Raw genomic sequence first — 19,781 nt, forward strand, 5'->3', positions numbered from 1 at the left:
CTCGTTTTTCTTTTACTAGTACATATATGTCCATCGGCATAAAAAAAGACCGAACAAGAGCATTCTCTTGTTCGGTCCTATAAATACTTATACGTCCATTGACTCTCCCACTTCTAACACTTTTCCTTTTTTACCTGATAGGTTATCAGCAAACTCGTGTGCATCCTGTTCAATAACAGGGAATGTATTAAAGTGAATAGGAACGACCTGTTTGGCTTGAAGCCATTCAGCCGCCACACTTGCATCCTCAGGCCCCATTGTGAAATTATCGCCAATTGGAATAAATGCAAGATCAATCATATTGCGTTCTCCGATTAATTTCATATCTGAGAACAGTGCGGTATCTCCCGCATGATAAATCGTTTTGCCTTCTGCTGTTAGTAAAATTCCAGCTGGCATCCCTGTATAAATAATCTCTTGTTTTTCTTCATCTGTATAAGCAGAGCCATGAAAAGCCTGAGTTAATTTAACTGTCCCAAAATCAAAGGTATGTGCTCCGCCAATATGCATCGGGTGTACCTTTACCCCTTTCCACCCTAAGTATGTAGCAAGTTCAAAAGGTGCAACGACTAACGCATCATTCCTTTTTGCAAGCTCAACTGTATCACCTACATGGTCATTATGGCCATGAGTCAATAAGATTACATCTACTTCCAGCTTGTCTGCATCCAAGTCCGTTAACTCATTGCCCGAGATAAATGGATCGATAATAATCTTTTTCCCATTTGCTTCAACTTGAACAACTGAATGGCCATGATAACTTACCTTCATTTAATGACACTCCTTAAGAAAATGTTTTCTTTGTTTTCCTTTACCTTTTAACATTACAATTAAACCATTACACATAAACGTTAAAAATCCTGCTTACTTTCCGTTTTCTCTGTTTACTTCAAAGAAGTTTTGTTTTTTTACTCCAGCCGTTTCAGTTACATAAGACGCTTCAATCACTGCACTTGAATCAACTGACATGACAACTTCTTTCAATTTTGGATACATAAAGCGGTTGGTTATACAATAGATGAGTAAACGTTCATCCCCTGTATACCCGCCTTGACCGTATAAATACGTAATTTGTACATCTAGTTCCTCTATAAGCTTTGCCCCCACTTCATGCGGGGCATCAGAGATAATCATTACCGATTTTCCTTGATTTAACCCATCAAGAACAAAATCAATTAACTTAGAAACAATATAAAATACAGCTACACTGAACATGGCTTGCTCAAGAGAGAAAACAAATGCTGCTCCTGTTAAAATAACCGCATTTACAGCTAATAAGAAGGTGCTGATAGGTATATGAAACTTCCTTTGAGCCCAGACGGCAATCATTTCTGTTCCGTCTACTGCTCCTCCTGCCTTAACGACGAGTCCTACTCCTAATCCAAGCATAAGCCCTCCATATAAAACAATCAGCACTTCAGAGGATGTAATGGCTTGCATCGGAGCTAAAAGAGATAAGGCAATAGAAGTTACAGCGTTTGCATATAACGTGCGAATGACGAAACGCTTACCCATATACTTCCCGCAAAATAATAAAGCAGGTATATTCAGTGCGAAATAAATCAGCCAAATAGGCACTCCAAATAAATAGTTACCCATTATAGCAAGAGCTGTGACCCCGCCATCGACAAGACTATTAGGAGCTAATATTAGCTCTAAGCCAGCCGCAACGATGATCGCACCAACTGTCAAGATTAAATAATCAATCAGTTTCTTCATCCACTTCTCCTCTTAACCCTTTCTCCTATTCATTTTACCATACATCACACTACTAAGAATAATCAGACAAACTACAAAAAGAATAAAGCTGCCTGAATGACGGCAGCTTTACTCGTTATTCCATACCCATGTATAAAGTTTGCTCTCTTCATTCATATATCGAATATCTACCTTACTCACATTTGGATGAATTTGCTTTAATTCACGCACCATCGCATCAATTGCAGCATCTTCTTCTAAATTGATCAGCGAGACGAGACGAGTAACCTTTTGTTTCGCTTCCGCTCCCCTCTCGACATGGTTTCCTTCCTCGTACTCATAATAATCAGGATTATCAAATTCGTATTCATAGGTTACATCCTGCTCTGTAATCGTCACTCTAAAAGAAAGAGGACCCATTACATTTGCCGCTGAACTAGTAGTCGCACTCATAAATAAGAATAAGAAACCCATGGATAAAATGATCGGGATCGATTTATTATTCAATGATTATCACCTCATTATTAATGTGTGAAGATCATTGGATGATTATACATATTTTAACGGTAGCGGTGTATGACATCTACTCCGCCGGTTACTTCCACAACCGTTCCTGTTACCATATCAGCATCTTCTTCACATAAAAAGAGGACCGTTCTCGCAATATCTTCTCCTGTACCTGAGCGGCCAATCGGCGTGTCTGAATCAGGATGCTCCCTAGCTTCTTTGATCGTCGACTCTTTCATCTCACCAAGAATATTACCTGGGCAGACCATATTAGCTGTGATACCGTATTCTGCTTCTTCTATTGAGATGGTTTTCATTAAAGAGACTAAGCCTACTTTTGCTGCAGCGTATGCCGAACGATAGATCCAACCCGGGGCACTGTTTGCCCCTTGAAATCCATACATCACGATACGTCCGTATTGTTGCTTTCGCATAATTGGAACGACTTGTTTTAAAAGATGATAGACGGCGCTTAGGTTGCCTTCAATCATCTCGTACCATTCTTCTTCATCATAATCAATCAGTTTTTTTCTCTCAAATACGTAAGGCCCGGCATTATTAATTAATAAATCAATTCTCCCAAATCGACTAAATGCTTCTGCGACAGCCCTCTTACTATCTTCTTTATTTGTCACATCCGCTTGAACGAATTGAAGACGGTTTAAGTCTTCCTTCCACTTTTCTTTCATTTTAAGAACAGCTTTTTCATCACTTCTATATGTAATCGTAACTGAATATCCACTTTTTAATAAACCTTCTGTCACTTGAACACCTAATCCTTTAGTTCCTGCTGTGATTAACGCATGCCTCATTAAGCATTCCCCTCTCAAGTCAAGCTTTATATCATTCGTTACTATTTCATTTGCTTTTGCTTTATTTAATTAATCAACTGCTATTTGATCATACTATTTATCAAATTCAATGTAAAAAAAGATGATTCCTTGTGTAGTTCGTTCGCTGTCTCTATGTATGATTCCTTCTCCAACCGAAAAAAAGCACGTCTTCTGCTTATAAGCAGAGACGCACTTTCTCTTGTTACGTTAATTGACCATCCTCTAAATTTTCCTGCTGCTGATCATTCTCAGCTGTGTTTGCCTTAGGAGTTTCATTTGTGCCTGCATAATAAGCGTTCATCACTTGATCATGGACAGCATTTACCCCTTTTTCATCATACAAAGAATTACTTAGCTTATGTTCTTTCATCGTTCAAGTCACTCTCCTCTCATAAACATATGTTTAGTATGAGCAACTTAAACGATTATTATGATTTTATGCTAGAGTTTCTTCTTTTACCTGTAAGATCTTATCTGCTTTAGTAAGTGCCAGTTTAACCTGCTCAAATCCTGTACCGCCAGCACTATTTCTTCTAGCTACAACCGTTTTGGGCTGCAGAACCTCAAAGATATCCTCTGAAAATAAATCACTAGCTTGTTTGTATTCTTCGATCGTTAAATCGAGCAAATACACACCTTTTTCAATCGCTGTGAGCACCAGTTTCCCAACTACTTCATGCGCTTCACGGAAAGGCATTCCTTTTGTAGCTAAGTAATCAGCAAGCTCTGTAGCATTTGAAAAATCTTGGTGAACGGCTTTTTCCATCGTTTCATTATTTACTGTCATCGTATCAATCATGCCGGCAAAGATATTTAGCGACCCTTTTACTGTTTCAACGGCATCAAACATACCTTCCTTATCTTCTTGCATATCCTTGTTGTATGCTAGAGGAAGTCCCTTTAATACTGTAAGCAAAGAAAAAAGGCTGCCATATACTCGGCCGGTTTTTCCACGAATCAATTCAGCCATATCTGGATTTTTCTTTTGCGGCATAATACTGCTTCCTGTTGCAAAGCTGTCGTCCATTTCAATGAATTGAAATTCTTGTGAAGACCATAAGATTAACTCTTCACAAAGACGTGACAAATGCATCATCAGTGTAGCAGAGGAGCTCAGAAATTCTAAAATGAAATCACGATCACTGACGGCATCCAAACTGTTTTGATAAATTCCATCAAACCCTAATAATTCTGCTGAATATTCACGGTCGATCGGAAAGGTTGTTCCTGCTAATGCCCCCGCACCTAAAGGAGAAATATTAACACGCTTTAGGCTGTCTTCATAGCGGCTGAAATCACGCTCAAGCATCCAAAAATAGGCCAATAGATGATGAGCAAATGATACAGGCTGGGCACGTTGAAGATGCGTATAACCTGGTATTAATGTTTCTACATGCTGCTTCGCTTGGTTCACAAGAGCTTGCTGTACATTTCTTACGGCACCCATAATCTCTTTCGTTTCATTGCGCAAGTATAAGTGCATATCTGTTGCTACTTGGTCATTTCTGCTTCGTCCTGTATGAAGTTTTCCGCCTACTGGTCCAATTTCATCAATTAACAGCTTCTCTAGGTTTAAGTGAATATCTTCATTTTGAACAGAAAACTCTAGTTCACCTGCATCAGCTTTTTTCTGAAGAGTCTTAAGACCTTCTGTAATCTGCTCAACCTCATCTGCAGGCAGAATTCCACATTTGCCTAACATCGCTACATGGGCAAGACTTCCAGTTAGATCTTCTTTTACTAATTTTTGATCAAAGCCGATCGATGCACCGAATGCATCGACCCACTCTTCTGCCGTTTTTGTAAAACGACCTCCCCACAGCTTACTCACAGCTTTACTGCCTCCTTCTGTTTGTTCACAATGCTGTGCACTTTCGTTGGAAGACCCCAAAGTGAGATGAAGCCAACTGCTGCATTATGATCAAATTCATCGTCTGGTGTATAAGTCGCAAGCTTCTCATCATATAAAGAGAAATCAGATTTACGTCCTTCTACAACCGCATGCCCTTTAAACAACTTCACACGAACAACGCCTGTCACAGACTTTTGTGTCTCTTTTAGGAAGGCTTGAATAGCTGGCTGTAATGGTGAGAACCATAGACCTTCATAAATTAGTTCCGTTAACTTTTTCTCCACTACCGGTTTAAAGTGCGCTACCTCTTTAGGAAGCGTTAAATCTTCTAGCTCTTTATGGGCTTTGATTAACGTCATCGCACCTGGGCACTCATACACTTCACGTGATTTAATTCCTACAAGACGGTTTTCTACATGATCAATACGTCCAACACCATGCTTACCTGCTATGTCATTAAGCTTTAAGATTAACTCATCTAATTGATAAGGTGCTCCATCAATGCTTACAGGAACCCCTTTATCAAATCCAATTTCAATTACATCCGCTGTATCAGGAGCATTTTCAATTGAAGCTGTAAGCTCATATGCCCCTTCAGGAGGTGTTGCCCATGGATCTTCTAAGATGCCACACTCATTACTGCGTCCCCATAGGTTTTGATCAACAGAATATGGATTATCTAAATCAACTGGGATCGGGATATTATGTTTTTTTGCATATTCGATTTCTTCATCACGAGACCATGCCCACTCACGCACCGGCGCTAACACTTCTAAGTTTGGATTCAAAGCTTGAATGGACACTTCAAAACGAACTTGGTCATTCCCTTTTCCTGTACATCCATGTGCAACTGCTGTCGCTCCAGTTTGCTCAGCGATCTCTACAAGCTTTTTAGAGATTAGCGGACGTGATAGAGCAGATACTAGTGGATATTTTTGCTCATATAATGCATGTGCTTGCAGAGCAGGAAGTACAAATTCTTCTGCATACTCTTTCTTTGCATCAATTGTATACGATTGACTTGCCCCTACTTTTAATGCTTTCTCTTTTACAAAATCTAAATCCTTTCCTTCACCCACGTCTAAACCAACTGCAATGACATCATACCCTTTATCTGATAACCACTTAATTGCTACTGATGTATCTAGACCACCTGAATATGCTAAAACTACTTTTTTCTTTGTCATTTTACATTCCCTCCAAATGAATATTCATACTTCTGTTATTATTTTTATGCATTTCTTTGTATAAAAGGAGGTGACTTCTATTCATCACCTTTTGTATAAAACCAAACAACTAACTTATTAATATACAAAATACTTTACCAACGATTCTCCATTTTGGCAAGGGGTATTTTTAATTTTTTCTAAATGATATTTAATTGATCGTGACTTTCACTCAGGGATTTCGTTACAATATAAGAGAGGGGTGATGAAATGGACGTTGAATTTGTATACGATGAGCGTTTAAAGATTTCTCTTCCTCGATTTCATACAGCTTGGGATGAACTTGAGGAGATAAGACAAGCTCAAATTCTTCGTATGTGGGAAGAGATTCGCGGTAATATCCCAGAGCGTATTAAAGAATTAGAAGAGCTCATTAACGAAAAGAATGCTGCTTTATCAGAAGAAATGAATTTTGAACGTTCTTGTCTTCTTAATACGGAAATAGCAGAATTAGCATCCATTATTAACGATCTCTGGATATGGTTTAGATTAAATCCTTCGCTGTCTAAGGGATGAGCCCTTAGCTATAAGCCTCCTAATAAAAAACTCGTCTTGAAGTAGTATATCAAGACGAGTTTTTTCTATGCTTATTGGTTGCGCTCTGATAATAATCGTTTCTGATAAAATTTATGTGATAGTTCAATCACTTGCTGCGATAATCTGTAGTTTATACCAGCGCCAAATGCCATTCCAACAAGCGGCAGCCCTTGAAACACTTTTTTTCTGAGCATTGTAATGACGAAGCTTTTCGCCATCTGACGTATAAACTGTCCCAGCCACTCAGGTTCAACAATTTCCTCTGAACCTGCATAAAAGATATCATCCGTATGGTGCTGATCTAGATCCTGCCACAGCCGCTCCCATTCATGCGCTTGAAATGCTTTTGGCAAGGTTGACAAATGCAAAAGCTTTAAAGCAATAACCATTTCAACTGGACGTTTTAAATCGTACCCATAGATCGTCGCAATCTGTTGAATCGAACGGAGATTAATGGCTATCACTGCAGGAAGGTCAACTGCTAATAAAAACATCCCGCCCATTCCCGTTAATCCGCCTTGACCAAGCGCGAGAAGACGCTGTTTGGCCATTAATTGGTCAGTCATGTAATCGAGCTGCTCCACCGGAAGATATTGAAGGTCTTCAATGGAATCAACCGTAGGAGCAAACACTTTAGCATATTGCAGAATTCGTTTTCTAGTCTCCTCATGGGATCTGGTGTTTTGGAGATAAGCATGCAGATGAATAAAAACGTGGTCAATCTGCAAAAGGACTTTCTGTCTTCTATGATCACCTAATTGTTCAAATAATTTATCTGTCCACTTTAGATAGGTGTATTCTACATCAGTGGCTTCATGCGAAAAATATGTATCTTCCCATTCAATAATTGCTTGGTATCTCTTTTGATCTCTTTCTTCCTGTCTCATTCGCTCACCTTCTTTTTTATGAGTAAATCATTAATTTAGTATGAGTTATACATCATGAATGGTGCATCTTACGTTTAAACATTGGAGAATACACCCATTCTTCTTCACTTCGTTCACGGATCATTTCAATGGCATGAAGTTTTGTATTCATTTCTTTTATAGATGCCAGCATGATTGCTTCTGCCGTTTTTTCCGATACAGCGCTCCCATATCCTTTTTCTACATCCCCGTTCTGGCTGAGCATAAGATGTTTCAATGCAATAACTTCCACATCATCGGTCGAAATCCCTGCTTCTCTCGCTGCTTCATTAATCATTTCAATTCCAAGCACCATATGTCCCATTAATTCTCCGCTTGATGTATACTCTGGCGCTACTACATCCCGCAGCGCCTTCGTTTTTCCAATGTCCCCTAACAAGCATGCTGATAACACTAAATCTCGATTGACATAAGGATAGAGTGGCAGGAGCTGATATGCCGCTCTAGATAGCTCTACAATATGATGCATGAGGCCAGCATAGTAGGCATGATGATATGTTTTAGAGGCAGGCAGAGTCGTTAGTTTTTCCCGAATGGTACGTTCAGAATAAACCCGACGTAAAATATTTCGTAAAATGGGAGAAGTAACTTCCTCCATCAACATACGCAGCTCTTGCCATAACTCTTCTCTAGATATTCCTTTTCTAGAAATCAGTTCACTAATGGATACAGGGTCGTCTGATGTTGCTAATCTAACTCTTAATAGCTTTAATAACTTCTTTTGCTTAAAGGTAGTGACAATCCCTTCTCCTTTAATTAATGCTTTGGGCTGCAAGGATTCTTTTTGCTCTTTCGTAAGGTCCCATAATTGAGCAGGGATAATCTCTAAGTTACGTTCTAAAAGAAAGGTTGCATATTCACTTCCATTAGAAGCCTGTTTTAACTCTCTTTCACGAATTAAAAAGAAGTTTGTAAACTTCTCTCCTTCATTTGCTTTTGAAAACAATCCCACATCATAAACCTCCTTTATGGGTGTTGCTTTATATATACCCCTTTTAAGATCTCTTACTATCATAGTCTTTTTTTGATTTAGATGTAAACAACGTGAAGATGTATTTAAAAAGAGCATCACTTACATGATTGTAAGTGATGCTCAAAGGAACTTATATTAGTTAGATAGACGTACTGTATCACGTGCAATCATTACTTCTTCATTCGTAGGAATAATGATTACTTTTACAGGTGAGTGCGGATAGTTAATGAACGCTTCTTTTCCGCGTACTTTGTTTAATGATGGATCCCAATATACACCCATGAATTCTAGGCCGCGAAGAACTCGCTCACGGATAACATCACTATTTTCACCAATACCAGCTGTGAAAATAATCGCGTCAACTCCGCTCATGCGAGCCGCATATGAACCGATGTATTTGTGAATACGTGAAGTGAATACTTCAAGAGCAAGCTCAGCACGCTCGTTTCCAGCTTCTGCTTCACTTTCAATGTCACGCAAGTCACTAGAAAATCCTGATACACCAAGAAGTCCACTCTTTTTATTTAACGTGTCTAATACTCCATTTGCATCTTGTCCTGTTTTTTCCATGATATATGGAATTAAAGCAGGATCGATGTTACCTGAACGTGTACCCATTGTTACCCCTGCAAGAGGTGTAAAGCCCATAGACGTATCAATTGATTTTCCACCATCAATCGCAGCGATACTAGCACCATTACCTAAGTGACAAGATAATAAACGTAATTGCTCGATTGGACGACCTAATAATTCTGCTGCACGTTCAGACACATACTTATGACTTGTTCCGTGGAAACCATATTTACGGATTCCAAACTCTTTATAGTAATCATAAGGTAAGCTGTATAAGAATGAGCTCTCTGGCATTGTTTGGTGGAAAGCTGTATCAAATACTGCTACTGCAGGTACATTTGGCAATACTTCTTTAAATGCTTTTATTCCAACAATGTTTGCAGGGTTGTGAAGAGGAGCTAATTCAGAAACTTCTTCAATTCCCGCAAGTACTTCATCAGTAATAAGAACAGAGTCGTTAAACTTCTCTCCACCGTGAACGACACGATGTCCGATTCCGTCAATTTCATCAAGAGAATCGATAATTCCAAGTCCTGTAAGCTTTTCAAGCAGAATTTTTACTGCTATAGAGTGATCTGGAATTTCAGTTGTTTCTTTTTGTTTTTCACCATTTACTTCAATTGTAAAAATACCGTCACCAAGACCAATACGTTCAACTAAGCCTTTTGTTACTACTTCTTCTTCAGGCATTGTTAGTAATTGGAATTTTAATGATGAGCTACCAGCATTAATCGCAATAATTTTCGCCATGTTAAGACAGCTCCCTTAATTAAGTAATTTATATAATTTGACTATCAGAGTAGATATCAATACCTTTCCATTTAAGCACCCTGAAAATACGTTTTCAAGTAAAATCGGCTATTTTCGCTTGTTTTCTCTTGAATTCTTTATTTTCAGACTTGAAACCGCTTAAATACTGTACACTTTTGTAAGGAGAGCCAGACACTTTTATATAACATCCAAAAAAATCCTGCTCCCAAATATGGAAGCAGGATTCATCTTATAAGTTAAGTTCGAGTTCAAACCACTTATTAATACGTGTCATCATATCCGTTAGTGCTGTTTTGTTACTGAAGGATGGAAGTTCTGCGAGCAGTGCTTGTTTTGCCTGAGACACACCTTCCCCTTTTTTCTGCAGCATTAATATACTTTTGCCATGATTATCAGAGGTAAACATCGTTTTTGGAAGCTGCAGCAGTCCATGGATCATCGCATGCTCTTTTAGATAGGCATGCAGCTTTGGTGCTTGTTCGCTTTCAAATAAGAAGTTAGGAACAATATAAAACAAGAACCCGCCATCTTTCACACTGTTTATTCCTTTTTCAATCATAAGGTGATGACTAAAGGAATGACCTTCATCTGCCTTCACCTTATATTCCTTTGCAATTTCATCATGCGGGTAATAACCAATCGGCAGGTCTGTAACTACTAGATCTACTTCAGGAAATGTAAGCGGCTCGATAGAGTCCTTGTGGAACAGTTCAAGTTCAATCTCTTGTAAATTAGAGCTGACAAAAGCCAGTTTAAGAAGTGTTTCATCCACCTCAAATCCAAATCCTTTTGCAGGGTTTTCAGATTGATTTAACAGCGCTGTTAATAAATTGCCCGAACCCGCTGCCAAGTCTAAGACCGAATAACCACCCTTTGCTTTAGCCATCACTTTATTCACAAGGTAGCTTAAAAACAAACAAACCGCATCCGGTGTCATCGAATGATTTGGCTGTGTTGCTCCCTTCATTCCTTTTAAAACCGTTAACTGAAAAGCTTTACGGATATCTTCTTTTGAAAATTCACTTACGTCAAGCGGCCGCATTAAATCATAAAGACGGTCTTTCACTTCTGGTGTAACCGTTTGTACCACTTCACCTTGAAATAAGTTTTCTCCCATCTCAGAGAGTCCCTCTAGATAAGTAAAGGATTCGTGTTCCTCTAAGAGAGAAGCCCCTTTGTCTAGAAAGATAAAGAGCTCTTCCATTTTCGAATTCATTACGCTCATTTTTTCAACTCCTAGCCTAAAAAAAGGTCACCCACCACTTAGCAAGCGGGTTGACCCTTTTAACATTCTTTTTAAATGTAACCAGCGTGCTTAGTTTGCAGCTTTTGCTGCTTCTATAGCTGCTTCGTAATCTGGATGATTCGTTGCTTCAGATACATACTCCGCATAAGTTACCACATCATTTGAATCAATAACAAAAACGGAACGAGCTAACAGACGAAGTTCTTCAATTGCAATACCGAATGCTTGTCCAAATGAAAGCTCACGATGGTCTGATAATGTTTGAACATTTTCAATACCCGCAGCTGCACACCAACGTTTTTGAGCAAATGGCAAATCTACACTTACCGTTAATACTTCTACATTGCCAAGTGATGATGCCTCTTCATTGAAACGGCGGGTTTGTTGGTCGCAAACACCCGTATCAATCGATGGAACCACGCTGATTAAACGAACCTTTCCTTTAGTATCAGCCAAAGATACTTCTGATAAATCATTTGCAAGAACTTTAAAATCAGGAGCTTTTTCCCCAACCTTTACTTCTTTTCCAAGTAACGTTACAGGATTGTTTTTAAATGTAATTTGTGCCATGTGAACACCCTCCTATGATCGTTCCAAATTATGTACGTACTCATCATACATGAGCAGGGGCCTCAAATTCAAGTAACAACCTATTCATCATCCCCAAAAGGATGCAAACACCAACTTTATACACAAAAAAAGAGAGTGGGAGGATCCCATTCTCTAAATTGGCGGCTGATCATTACGCTGCTGGTAATTCATATTTGAATTATTCGTATACGTTTGATTAGTTGACTGTGATTGATTTGAATACGATGCGTTCGTACCTGACTTGATCATTTGTTGAATTTTATCAACTACTTGCGGAGCAAAATCCAATAATTTCTCGTACAGGTGAGTGCTGCTATCAAGATGAACCATTTTCACACCTTGATGTCCTACTACTAAAAAGGCTATCGGTGTGATAGAAACACCGCCGCCGCTACCGCCGCCAAATGGGTGCTTTTGCGAGTGTCCTTCTGTAGAAGATGGTCGGTGCTGATCAATGACAAACTCACTTCCGCCAGCTGCAAACCCGAACCCTACTTTAGAAACAGGCATGATCACACTTCCATCAGGTGTCTCAACCGGATCCCCAATAATCGTGTTGACATCTACCATTTCTTTAAGATTTTCCATTGCCGTCTTCATTAGCCCTTGAATAGGATGATCAGACATAACCTTTTCCTCCTTTAAATACCTTCATTCTTTCTTACATCGTTTCAGTAGCTTTTTGGTCTTGATCTTGATTCCACTTTGGTCTTCGTTTCCAATGCTTTATGATCGAAAGACCTACAAAAATAGCATGCCCTATCCGAAACATAAACATGCAAGAAAAATAGGTATGTGAAACAACGGCTTGATAATGGGGGGTCACAGACATTTTAGGCATCCTATGCATTTTCACATGGTTCCCTACTAGGCCTGCCATCATCCCTTTCAGTGACCAGAGCATACCAGCAGCAGGTCCTGTTAAAGCAGCATCACCGACGCCAACATCCGAGTACCAATCAAATTTATGCACATGAACATGCCTAAGAAATCTGCGGATAATGCGATTCAACCCGACTACATGCCTGATCCAACGTTCCGCTAAATGAATATCGTGAATGATTGTTTGCAGCGTTACTTTCTTATCTTTTTTACTTTCTGAGCCAGCTATATTTTCTTTTTCCTCTACAATGATTGCTGGTGACTCTTCATTTATTTTTATTAGAGGTGCTTCAAAGGTATATACACGCATCCACCAAATCGTTACAGCTGCCACTAACAGATCATCATCTTTTGTATGTTTATAAGTGAGTTCTATTTTTATTTTTGTAAGTAACAGGATGAGTAATAAGACAATAACTACAGCAAGAATGATTAAAAACCAAGTCATGTTAAACTCCCTTTAAGACAGCGTTGATTATTCTAGGATATCCCTGCCAAAAAAAAATAAACCTGTGCGTCATGACACACAGGTTTACCCTCTTTTATCTTTTTTCATAAATCACATAGGAATCAGCAATCATATCATGCAAGCCTTGCTTAGTAGACGTAAAAGCAACTGTTATATAAAGAATATAGAGGAGAGCAAAAGACTGGTGTAACACTCGTCCTACTCCTTCTCTAAATATGACCTCTCTCCATGAAAGCAAGTCTCCTTCTTTTGAAACGACTCGCAGACCAAATACCATCTTGCCTATAGTCGCACCATAAAACTTAGTCATAAGGGCGAAGTAGGCGAAGAAGAATACGGCTGATACAACTAAGTCAAAAAATCCGTACATTCCACCCAATGCGTAACGAAGATCCGTTAGATTTAAGATTGGACCAATAAGCAGCCAACGTAAACTCAGCAGCATAAGAGCATCAAGGCTAAACGCCCAGAATCTCATCCAAAAACCAGCATAGTGCCGCTCTTTCGCATAATAGGTTTCACGCTCTATCTCTTCCTGACGGTTAAGGCCTTCACTTTCTCTGTTAAGTTGAAGCGAGCGCTCCTGTCTCTTTTTTCTTTGCTGGAGTATACGGCTCCTTCTTGGGCGAGACCCGCGGTTTATCATTCCTTGCTCCAAAATGATCCCTCCCTATTCAGTGTAAAGATATTTTAATGTCGGTGCACGGCGCTCTGTAATTAATTGTTCAATACTTGCCAGTTCATTATTCGAAGATAACATTTTAGCAGCTGTCATTGAAAATAAACTGTACAGACCCGTATCAGCCTCATATTTAATTACACTATAATTTGCACCTAAGTCTTCACGCATCATGGCAATCGTATCATCAAGACTTCCAAGCTCATCAACTAAATCTATTTCTAAAGCCTGGTTTCCTGTATAGATTCGCCCGTCTGCTAATTGTCTTACTTCACTTTCAGACATGTTGCGTCCTTCAGAGATAATACGTACAAACTCATCATAAGACTCATCAATTAATGATTGTAAAATTGCACGGTCGCCTTCTGTCATCTCACGCGTCGCTGACATGATATCTTTGTATTCTCCGCTTTTAATCGTGTTGAATTTAATACCGTAATTCTCAGCCAGTTCAGCAATATTAATAGACTCCATAATAACGCCTAAGGAACCCGTAATCGTCTGTGGGCTAGCTACAATCTTATCAGCCGGTGCTGCTATGTAATAACCACCAGAAGCCGCCATACTGCCCATTGAGATATAGACAGGCTTATTATACTCTTCTTGAACTTCTACGATCTTTTCATGAATTTCTGCACTTTCAACTACCCCGCCGCCTGGTGTATTCACTCGAATAATTAACCCTTGCACAGAGGAATCCTTCGCAGCATGCTCAATTTGAGAAAGAAAAGCTTGGTGCCTGTAGCCTTGTGCATCAAAAATACTAACAGCATCTCCTGTATCTTGAATCACTCCATTTAATTCAAGCACAACAATAGAGTTTCCAAAATCGTCTCCTTGTTCAATCACTCTCTCAGCCCAGCCATGTTCACTTCCAAACATTCGGTCTAAATCTGCCCCTGCTTGTGAAGTGGCCACATTAACTCCTACAGCAGCTACAACCAACATAAGAGCTGCAATTAAAGCCAGCCAGCGTTTGCGATTCATGATCCCACCCCTTCTTTTTGTATCACGTTTTGTTTCCGATTACGTAAACGATAATAATTTTTGATTCTTTTCCTGAACAAAGGTTATGATAACATAGAATCCTGTCAAATTTCACTTGAAGTGGAACTATTCACCTGATTTAATTCCTCTAGAAAGGATGATTTTGATGATTTCACGTAAAAACCTATACTTCTTCTTTAAACAAACGCCAGAAATGCAAGACATCGTAACACCTCTTAAAAACTTAGCTGAGGTACATGGCTTTCATTTAGTTCATTCTATTAAAGAAGCAAATATTGTTGTAAGTGTAGGCGGTGACAATGCGTTCTTGCAAGCATTAAGAAAAACCGGCTTTAGAGAAGACTGTCTTTATATCGGAGTAAATACAGACCAACTAGGCTTCTACACTGATTTTACAATCAATGACCAGGAACGCATGATTCAAGCGATGAAAAATGAAGAGCTTGAGGTACGCCGCTACCCTGTATTAGAAGTATCGGTCAATAACGAGAAACCTATTTATTGCTTGAATGAATGTTCTATCCGCTCAAATGTGATTAAGACCTTTGTTATTGATGTTGTCATTGATGATTTTGCTTTTGAAACATTTAGAGGAGATGGCATGATTGTTTCCACACCAACAGGCAGCACCGCCTATAATAAATCCGTTAGAGGCGCTGTTATTGACCCTACTTTGCCATCTATGCAAGTAAGTGAGCTAGCTTCTTTAAATAATAATCAATACCGTACTCTTGGCAGTCCGTTTGTACTCGGTCCAGATCGTACGTTGCTTTTAAAAGTGGTCCAAGACGGAAACGACCACCCAATCATCGGCGCAGATAATGAAGCGTTAAGTCTGCGCCATGCTAAAAACATCCGTATTAAGTTAGCAGACCGACAAATAAAAGTGTTAAAACTTAAAACAAACTCGTTCTGGCAAAAGGTACAGCGAAATTTTTTATAAGAAAAGAATAACGATGAGCTTGATAGTCCAAGGTTATTCCCACTGAAGTAGATGTTGATCTCCGCTGCAGGCATTCGCTTTCCGCGGGCGGACCGGGAGCTTCCTCGTCGCTTTGCTCCTGTGGGGCCTCCCATGGTCAACGCTCATTCCACAGGAGTCTCGTACCTTCCGCTCCAATCAACGGAGCGTGGAGGTTGTATAAAACTCCCATTTTTATTTGAATCTGTTCAGTGAACTTAGCAGATAACCCCAAGGATATCTTGTTTCTTATAATTTGAACTGATCCATATCTAACTCGTTCCACATAATAATTACAGAAAGCAATAACTTAGCGGATGAACTATACGGAGACTTCTACGGGGACTAGAGCAGGAGTGAGATCCCACAGGGCTTTGCCCGAGGAAGCTCACCAGCTCCCCGTGAAAAGCGAAGTATAGTTCAGGAGCGGCAAGTACGCTCCCCCATGGTTTAGGTACTTGAGACTTTAAACAAGCTTTGAACCATAACTACACCGCCCTACTTAGTAATTACACAGTGCAATTACACACCCAGCAGATGAACGATATAAAAACACCTGTATGAACCAACTCAGCAAAAAACGAAAAAGACGACTTATTTACTTGAAATAAGTCGTCTTTCGACTATTTATTCTTTTGATACATGATAGAGTCATCAACTACCGTCATAAGGACTTCTGCATGTAATAGGTGATCAGGGTCTCCTCCAAAAACATTGTGATTTAAAACAGTAAAATCAGCAGCATAACCTGGTGCAATCAAGCCACGCTCACTCTCTTTTTCAATCGCACTAGCACTGCCTGTTGTAAATAACTTTACAGCTTCAAACATCGATAGCTTTTGATCAGGTAAATACCCTTCATGCGTTTCGCCTGGTTTCTTTCTCGTTACCGCTGCATGGATGCCTAATAGCGGATCCACGGGTTCAATAGGAGCATCCGATCCTCCCGCACAATGAAGACCTTCTTCAATTAATGTTTTCCAAGCAAAGGAATAAGGCAGACGCTCTTCACCAAGCCGCTCCATAACCCAAGGGAAGTCCGCAGCCACAAAACGTGGTTGAATATCAAGAACTATGCGCAACTTCTTCAACCGCTCAATTAAATCTTGATTGATGACTTGTACATGGATTAATCGATCACGCCCATTTGTACAAGGATACTTTTCAATCGCATCAATTGCTAAGCGCAGAGCTTCATCTCCGATTGTGTGAATAGCAACAGGCATGTCTTCATCACGTGCCCGTTTTACTAAGTTTTCAAGCTCGCTCTGTTGATGCATTGCCACTCCGCTTGTTCTTGGGTCATCCGTATAAGGTGCGCTAAGAAGAGCCGTTCTTCCGCCTAGTGCTCCATCGGCAAAGATCTTCATGGGTCCCAGTTCAATATAAGGAGTTACTTCACCCTTACTGTAGCCTGATTCTTTCATCTCATCTATAGCTTCATGATGGACAAGCAAATGTGCTCTAAATTTACAATCTACTCCATTGATCACTTCATTGAATGCATCAAATGTCTGTTTAAAGCCGCCGTAATAATTCAAATCCTCCGTATGTCCTCCAACTAAACCTAAGCGGAGCATATCCTCTACTGCTGTTTGAAGTGCTCGTTTTACATAAGCTTTATCAACAGGAGGAATGACCGATTTAACTAACTCAGTCGCCGCATCAAGCAAATAGCCAGTCGGCATTCCATCTGCATCACGAACAATCACCCCTCCTTCAGGATCAGGGGTGTCTTTTGTAATTCCAGCCAGTTCTAACGCCTTAGAATTTACTAAAGCTGCGTGCCTGCATATGCGCGTTAAGTACATTGGATGAGATGTTGTTATTTCATCTAATTCCATCCGGTGAAAAATCTTTCGATCTATAAAGTTATTCTCATTCCACCCTTCTGCAAATACCCATTCACCAGGCAGTGTGTCCTTTACTTTTTTTATCAGTTGATGAACCATTTCACTCGCTTGAGTGGTTTCTGATAAGTCGAGACGGATTAACCGTTCACCATGACCTACCATATGCAGGTGACTGTCTACTAAACCTGGATAAACGTATGCTCCTTCTATATCAACCTTCTTGGTGATGCGTTCTGAATATGCTGATGAAAGATCCTCTGCGCTGCCATGATCAATGATCTGTCCTTCTTCAACATATACAGCATCCGTTGTTTCACCCTCTTTTCTCATTGTAAAAAACGTCCCATTCCACCAAAGAGTCCCCACTGTATTCCCTCCTGAAGTTGTAACATCATGTCATTTTTATTCTATCGTGACAGAAAACATAGCAAGATGCAATCTAGAGCAAAAAGAAAAAGCATGGCTGCTATTTAAGCCATACTTCCTCTTCTTTATCCTGTACGAGCGCTCGCTCACCAAAGAATAAAGGATATTATCTCTTTTTAAGCTTCTGCATATTTCGCTTTTTCTTGCTGACGAAGCTCAATACGTCTAATCTTCCCTGATGTCGTCTTTGGAAGCTCGTTTACAAACTCAATTTTTCTTGGGTATTTATATGGTGCTGTCATCACTTTCACATGCTCTTGCAATTCAGCTACAAGTTGATCATCAGCTACTGCCTTTTCATCTCTTAATACGATAAATGCTTTTACAACATTCCCTCTAATCTCATCAGGAGAAGCTACAACAGCACACTCTTTCACAGCTGGGTGCTTTGTAAGGGCATCTTCTACTTCAAAAGGTCCTATTGTATATCCAGAGCTGATAATGATATCATCACTGCGCCCTTCAAACCAGAAGTATCCATCTTCATCTAATTTAGCTTGGTCTCCTGTAATATAGTAGTCTCCTCTATACGCCATCGCTGTACGTTCAGGATCTTTATAGTATTCACGGAACAATGCAGGGGCACTCTCGTGCACAGCTATATCGCCAACTTCACCTGGCTGAACCGGAACACCACTCTCATCCACAATCGCTACCTCATTACCTGGTGTCGGCTTGCCCATAGAACCAGGCTTAATTTCCATCCCTTGAAGTGTACCAATGAGTAAGGTATTTTCTGTTTGTCCGTACCCATCACGAACATTTACATTGAATGCTTTTTTAAAGGTTTCAATAACTTGACGGTTAAGAGGCTCACCAGCAGAAACTGTACTTCTAAGCTCTGGTAATTTATAACTTTCAATTGATTCAACTTTAGCCATTAGGCGATATTCAGTTGGTGTACAGCATAATACATTAATTTTCTCATCTTCTAGACGTTGAAGGTACTCGTTAGGGTCAAAGCGGCCATGGTAGACATATGCTGTCGCGCCTACTCCAATGGTTGATAAGAAAGGACTCCAAATCCATTTCTGCCAGCCAGGAGCTGCTGTCGCCCAAACTTTATCTCCCTCTTGTACATCAAGCCACATTTTTGAAGCAACTTGAAGGTGCGCGTAAGCCCATCCGTGTGTATGTACAACCGCTTTTGGATTCCCTGTTGTACCAGATGTGTAAGGAAGGAAAGCAAGCTCGTCCCTATTTGTTTCTGCACCTGCATAGTAATCGCTTTCATTTTCAGCTGCAGCAACTAAATCTACCCATCCTTCTAATGTTTGTCCAACGATTAGTTTAGCGTGAAGAGTAGGAGTTGAATCTCCTAGAGATTGAATTTCATCGGTAAAACCAGTGTAAGCAATAACAGCTTTTGCTTCTGCATGATTAATCCTATAAGCTAGATCTTTTGCACGAAGCATTTCAGAACAAGGAATAATGACAAGCCCTGCTTTTAAACAAGCTAAATATGAAAAATAAGCTTCTGGAACCCTTGGTAAAATAAGAAGGACCTTATCTCCTTGATTTAACCCTTGGCTTAATAAAGCATTAGCAAAGCGGTTTGTTTGAGCTACTAATTCAGGGTAAGAAATGATGCGGCGGTTATTCTTATCATCTGACCAATCAATAGCAATTCGTTCTGTGTCTTTTGCATAACGTTCTACTTCATGAGATAAATTGTAAATCTCTGGTGCGATAAGTTGTTCTCTTTCCATAATCATCCTCCTCAATTATACATAAACCTTTACACATACACCTTGCTTCATTACAGGACTA

The 19,781-nt window shown here is 39.8% G+C and carries 20 protein-coding genes; 2 read left to right on the forward strand and 18 right to left on the reverse strand.

From position 1 onward, the window contains the following. Nucleotides 1-87: 87 nt before the first annotated feature. The 7 genes from PQ478_RS17180 to PQ478_RS17210 form a co-directional block, all read right to left on the reverse strand. Nucleotides 88-771, reverse strand: coding sequence for a metal-dependent hydrolase (locus PQ478_RS17180; protein WP_075681458.1), 684 nt, complete (start codon nt 769-771; stop codon nt 88-90). Nucleotides 772-864: 93 nt separating this feature from the next. After that, nucleotides 865-1,719 carry a YitT family protein gene (locus PQ478_RS17185; protein ID WP_075681460.1) on the reverse strand — a complete coding sequence of 285 codons (855 nt, stop codon included), beginning with the start codon at nt 1,717-1,719 and terminating at the stop codon, nt 865-867. 108 nt (nt 1,720-1,827) lie between these two features. Next, nucleotides 1,828-2,205 (reverse strand): hypothetical protein, encoded by a 378-nt coding sequence (locus PQ478_RS17190; protein WP_289234954.1) that lies wholly within the window; start codon nt 2,203-2,205, stop codon nt 1,828-1,830. Nucleotides 2,206-2,258: 53 nt separating this feature from the next. Next, on the reverse strand, nt 2,259-3,017 hold the full coding sequence (locus PQ478_RS17195) for an SDR family oxidoreductase (RefSeq protein WP_075681464.1): 759 nt from the start codon (nt 3,015-3,017) through the stop codon (nt 2,259-2,261). Between the two features lie 223 nt (nt 3,018-3,240). Next, nucleotides 3,241-3,408: a hypothetical protein gene (locus PQ478_RS17200; RefSeq protein WP_175585104.1), complete on the reverse strand. Its 168-nt coding sequence runs from the start codon at nt 3,406-3,408 to the stop codon at nt 3,241-3,243. Nucleotides 3,409-3,474: 66 nt separating this feature from the next. After that, nucleotides 3,475-4,869 carry an argininosuccinate lyase gene (argH, locus tag PQ478_RS17205; protein ID WP_289234955.1) on the reverse strand — a complete coding sequence of 465 codons (1,395 nt, stop codon included), beginning with the start codon at nt 4,867-4,869 and terminating at the stop codon, nt 3,475-3,477. Beyond that, complete coding sequence (locus PQ478_RS17210) at nt 4,866-6,077, reverse strand: argininosuccinate synthase (protein WP_012960039.1); 1,212 nt, start codon at nt 6,075-6,077, stop codon at nt 4,866-4,868. Before PQ478_RS17210 ends, argH begins: the two co-directional genes overlap by 4 nt. 249 nt (nt 6,078-6,326) lie before the next feature. Between PQ478_RS17210 and PQ478_RS17215 the strand changes: the two genes are divergently transcribed. Then, nucleotides 6,327-6,632, forward strand: a complete 306-nt coding sequence (locus PQ478_RS17215) for a hypothetical protein (protein WP_022628845.1) — start codon at nt 6,327-6,329, stop codon at nt 6,630-6,632. 71 nt (nt 6,633-6,703) lie between these two features. Here the strand turns inward: PQ478_RS17215 and PQ478_RS17220 are convergent, their stop codons facing one another. The 9 genes from PQ478_RS17220 to sppA form a co-directional block, all read right to left on the reverse strand. Then, nucleotides 6,704-7,540 (reverse strand): EcsC family protein, encoded by an 837-nt coding sequence (locus tag PQ478_RS17220; RefSeq protein WP_289234956.1) that lies wholly within the window; start codon nt 7,538-7,540, stop codon nt 6,704-6,706. 52 nt (nt 7,541-7,592) lie between these two features. Continuing rightward, nucleotides 7,593-8,531 (reverse strand): CMP-binding protein, encoded by a 939-nt coding sequence (locus tag PQ478_RS17225; RefSeq protein ID WP_289234957.1) that lies wholly within the window; start codon nt 8,529-8,531, stop codon nt 7,593-7,595. 156 nt (nt 8,532-8,687) lie between these two features. Further along, nucleotides 8,688-9,875 (reverse strand): acetate kinase, encoded by a 1,188-nt coding sequence (locus PQ478_RS17230; RefSeq protein ID WP_289234958.1) that lies wholly within the window; start codon nt 9,873-9,875, stop codon nt 8,688-8,690. A 250-nt stretch (nt 9,876-10,125) separates the two neighbouring features. Then, nucleotides 10,126-11,121 (reverse strand): class I SAM-dependent methyltransferase, encoded by a 996-nt coding sequence (locus tag PQ478_RS17235; protein ID WP_289234959.1) that lies wholly within the window; start codon nt 11,119-11,121, stop codon nt 10,126-10,128. 90 nt (nt 11,122-11,211) lie between these two features. Beyond that, nucleotides 11,212-11,712, reverse strand: a complete 501-nt coding sequence (gene tpx, locus PQ478_RS17240; RefSeq protein ID WP_289234960.1) for a thiol peroxidase — start codon at nt 11,710-11,712, stop codon at nt 11,212-11,214. A 153-nt stretch (nt 11,713-11,865) separates the two neighbouring features. Continuing rightward, nucleotides 11,866-12,360 (reverse strand): GerW family sporulation protein, encoded by a 495-nt coding sequence (gene ytfJ, locus PQ478_RS17245; protein ID WP_289234961.1) that lies wholly within the window; start codon nt 12,358-12,360, stop codon nt 11,866-11,868. Nucleotides 12,361-12,394: 34 nt separating this feature from the next. Next, nucleotides 12,395-13,063: a DUF2953 domain-containing protein gene (locus tag PQ478_RS17250; protein WP_289234962.1), complete on the reverse strand. Its 669-nt coding sequence runs from the start codon at nt 13,061-13,063 to the stop codon at nt 12,395-12,397. A gap of 94 nt (nt 13,064-13,157) precedes the next feature. Continuing rightward, nucleotides 13,158-13,742: an RDD family protein gene (locus tag PQ478_RS17255; protein WP_289234963.1), complete on the reverse strand. Its 585-nt coding sequence runs from the start codon at nt 13,740-13,742 to the stop codon at nt 13,158-13,160. A 12-nt stretch (nt 13,743-13,754) separates the two neighbouring features. Further along, nucleotides 13,755-14,750, reverse strand: coding sequence for a signal peptide peptidase SppA (gene sppA / locus PQ478_RS17260; protein ID WP_289234964.1), 996 nt, complete (start codon nt 14,748-14,750; stop codon nt 13,755-13,757). A gap of 163 nt (nt 14,751-14,913) precedes the next feature. Here sppA and PQ478_RS17265 point away from each other — a divergent pair, with 163 nt between their 5' ends. After that, nucleotides 14,914-15,714, forward strand: a complete 801-nt coding sequence (locus tag PQ478_RS17265) for an NAD kinase (protein WP_289234965.1) — start codon at nt 14,914-14,916, stop codon at nt 15,712-15,714. Between the two features lie 641 nt (nt 15,715-16,355). On the opposite strand, the gene PQ478_RS17270 is transcribed toward PQ478_RS17265, so the two are convergent. Together PQ478_RS17270 and mbcS are read right to left on the reverse strand one after the other, a co-directional pair. Continuing rightward, nucleotides 16,356-17,951 carry an amidohydrolase gene (locus PQ478_RS17270; RefSeq protein ID WP_289234966.1) on the reverse strand — a complete coding sequence of 532 codons (1,596 nt, stop codon included), beginning with the start codon at nt 17,949-17,951 and terminating at the stop codon, nt 16,356-16,358. Nucleotides 17,952-18,127: 176 nt separating this feature from the next. Further along, a complete protein-coding gene (mbcS, locus tag PQ478_RS17275; RefSeq protein WP_289234967.1) occupies nt 18,128-19,720 on the reverse strand; it encodes an acyl-CoA synthetase MbcS in 1,593 nt (530 codons plus the stop codon). Nucleotides 19,721-19,781: the final 61 nt, after the last annotated feature.

The sequence above is a fragment of the Alkalihalophilus pseudofirmus genome (assembly GCF_029094545.1).
GTDB classification, from domain to species: Bacteria; Bacillota; Bacilli; order Bacillales; family Bacillaceae_D; genus Alkalihalophilus; species Alkalihalophilus pseudofirmus.

Bases quoted from the DNA above. Each gene is read 5' to 3' on its own strand.
- PQ478_RS17180 (WP_075681458.1), bottom strand. From the start codon at position 771: ATGAAGGTAAGTTATCATGGCCATTCAGTTGTTCAAGTTGAAGCAAAT.
- PQ478_RS17185 (WP_075681460.1), bottom strand. From the start codon at position 1,719: ATGAAGAAACTGATTGATTATTTAATCTTGACAGTTGGTGCGATCATC.
- PQ478_RS17195 (WP_075681464.1), bottom strand. From the start codon at position 3,017: ATGAGGCATGCGTTAATCACAGCAGGAACTAAAGGATTAGGTGTTCAA.
- PQ478_RS17200 (WP_175585104.1), bottom strand. From the start codon at position 3,408: ATGAAAGAACATAAGCTAAGTAATTCTTTGTATGATGAAAAAGGGGTA.
- PQ478_RS17210 (WP_012960039.1), bottom strand. From the start codon at position 6,077: ATGACAAAGAAAAAAGTAGTTTTAGCATATTCAGGTGGTCTAGATACA.
- PQ478_RS17215 (WP_022628845.1), top strand. From the start codon at position 6,327: ATGGACGTTGAATTTGTATACGATGAGCGTTTAAAGATTTCTCTTCCT.
- PQ478_RS17220 (WP_289234956.1), bottom strand. From the start codon at position 7,540: ATGAGACAGGAAGAAAGAGATCAAAAGAGATACCAAGCAATTATTGAA.
- PQ478_RS17230 (WP_289234958.1), bottom strand. From the start codon at position 9,875: ATGGCGAAAATTATTGCGATTAATGCTGGTAGCTCATCATTAAAATTC.
- PQ478_RS17235 (WP_289234959.1), bottom strand. From the start codon at position 11,121: ATGAGCGTAATGAATTCGAAAATGGAAGAGCTCTTTATCTTTCTAGAC.
- tpx (WP_289234960.1), bottom strand. From the start codon at position 11,712: ATGGCACAAATTACATTTAAAAACAATCCTGTAACGTTACTTGGAAAA.
- ytfJ (WP_289234961.1), bottom strand. From the start codon at position 12,360: ATGTCTGATCATCCTATTCAAGGGCTAATGAAGACGGCAATGGAAAAT.
- PQ478_RS17250 (WP_289234962.1), bottom strand. From the start codon at position 13,063: ATGACTTGGTTTTTAATCATTCTTGCTGTAGTTATTGTCTTATTACTC.
- sppA (WP_289234964.1), bottom strand. From the start codon at position 14,750: ATGAATCGCAAACGCTGGCTGGCTTTAATTGCAGCTCTTATGTTGGTT.
- mbcS (WP_289234967.1), bottom strand. From the start codon at position 19,720: ATGGAAAGAGAACAACTTATCGCACCAGAGATTTACAATTTATCTCAT.